This is a genomic window from Nocardioides sp. CPCC 206348 (genome assembly GCF_048654705.1).
In the GTDB taxonomy this organism is placed as follows: Bacteria; Actinomycetota; Actinomycetes; order Propionibacteriales; family Nocardioidaceae; genus Nocardioides.
The window spans coordinates 94,471-95,974 of sequence record NZ_JBMCZA010000131.1 but is presented as its reverse complement, the minus strand read 5'-3'; the positions used below and the strand labels follow the sequence as shown (position 1 = coordinate 95,974).

The window sequence follows — 1,504 nt, the reverse complement described above, 5'->3', positions numbered from 1 at the left end:
CGGGGTCGTTCTCTTCCCGCTCGCCGAGCACCCGGGTCACGCGGGCGAAGTCGGCCGGCGCGCCGCGGGCGAAGCCGGACCACGCGTCCCACAACAGGACCGTCGGGCCCGACAGGTCGCGCAGGCAGTCGTTGAGGGCGTCGAGGTTCGTGCCGTAGTGCGGCGGGAACGCCAGCACCTCCCCGATCGCACGCAACACGTCAGCGCGGCTCTCGAGACCGACGCCGTCGACGTACCCGAAGGTCCAGCCGGCGTGCTCCACCGCGTGCCGCACGTCGGCAACGTCGAGGCCGGACTCCCAGCGGTGCACGCCCGGGGCGTGGCGTCCGGCGAGGACGGCTGCCAGTCCGCTCATCTCCGGCTCATCTCCAGATCCTCTCGAAGGATTCGTAGTGGTCCTCGGTCCAGTAGAACTCTCCCCCGTCGCCGGCGATGATCCGCCGCGCGCCACGGTGCGAGAGTCCGGGTGTCTCGACGGTGTACTCCGCGTAGTAGCCGCGCTGCCTGTCCGGGAGGACGCCCTCGAAGTTGCCGAAGGTCGAGCCGTCCTTGCCCGGATGGGGGTACGGGCCGCCGTCGTCGATGCGCGCGAGCGTCTCAGCCGCTTCGGGCGGCAGCTGGTCGACCGCGACGTACCGGAAGCCGTCACGGTCCTGGGCCGGCATGTTGCTGTCGTTGCCGACGCCGGCGGTCCGCGACGTGGCCGGGTCGGACGGACCTGCGTCCTTGGTCGGCGAAGGCTTCGGCTGGTTCGACGGGGTGGCCGACGGGCTCGACGACGTGCTGGCGTCGTCGCGGCCCTGCGACCTCGTGTCGTCGTCCGCGCCGCGGTTCTGCAGCCACCAGACCGCCAGCAGCAGGGCCACGGTGACAACTGTCGAGACGACCTGTCGGGTCCGCCGGCTCATCTGCGGCATCTGCACCATCGGGTCAGAGCAGCAGTGCCTGGGCGCGGCGCTTGACCTCGGCGCCGCGGTTCTCCCGCAGGGCATCGATCGGCCGGCCGGGCAGGTCGGCGTCCAGGAAGATCCACGCGATGCACTCACGGTCGTCGAAACCGTTGTCGTGCAGCACGGTGAGCAGCCCCGGGAGGCCCTTGACCGGCTCGCCGTCGACGATGAACAGCGACGGAATCCCCTGCTTCACACCGGTCGTCGGCACCAGGGCGGGGACGGCGGCAGCGAGCTGGTGGTCGCGGACCATCGTGCGGGCCTTGGCGGGCGTCACGCCGAGCAGTTCGGCCGCCTCCTCCCACGTCAACCAGTCGGAGACGAGGGCGGCAAGGTCCTGTTCGGCCAGTCGCGGTTCACTCATGGACCCATCTTCCCCTACGGCGTGCCCGATCGGTGAGCGTGGCCTCGCGCCGTACGATGTCCCTCCCGGTCACCTTCCCCGGCCGGCCCAGCGGAACATGCACAGGAGGGTCGCTGTGCGAGACGATCAGCGTGCCCGCGGCGACGGCGCCGCGCGACCGGGCGACCCCCGCCGCACCCAGGACCACCAG

The 1,504-nt window shown here is 71.5% G+C and carries 3 protein-coding genes; all 3 read right to left on the bottom strand.

Going from position 1 to position 1,504, the window contains the following annotated elements:
• The coding region (locus tag ACOADB_RS08365) for a barstar family protein (RefSeq protein WP_378597500.1) at positions 1-355 on the bottom strand (355 nt) is incomplete at its 3' end.
• 7 nt (positions 356-362) lie between these two features.
• Complete coding sequence (locus ACOADB_RS08360; RefSeq protein WP_378597499.1) at positions 363-926, bottom strand: ribonuclease domain-containing protein; 564 nt, start codon at positions 924-926, stop codon at positions 363-365.
• 4 nt (positions 927-930) lie between these two features.
• Complete coding sequence (locus ACOADB_RS08355; RefSeq protein ID WP_378597498.1) at positions 931-1,314, bottom strand: Rv2175c family DNA-binding protein; 384 nt, start codon at positions 1,312-1,314, stop codon at positions 931-933.
• Positions 1,315-1,504 lie beyond the last annotated feature (190 nt).

Excerpts from the sequence above, each read along its gene's own strand:
- ACOADB_RS08360 (WP_378597499.1), bottom strand. The coding sequence starts at position 926 with ATGGTGCAGATGCCGCAGATGAGCCGGCGGACCCGACAGGTCGTCTCG.
- ACOADB_RS08355 (WP_378597498.1), bottom strand. The coding sequence starts at position 1,314 with ATGAGTGAACCGCGACTGGCCGAACAGGACCTTGCCGCCCTCGTCTCC.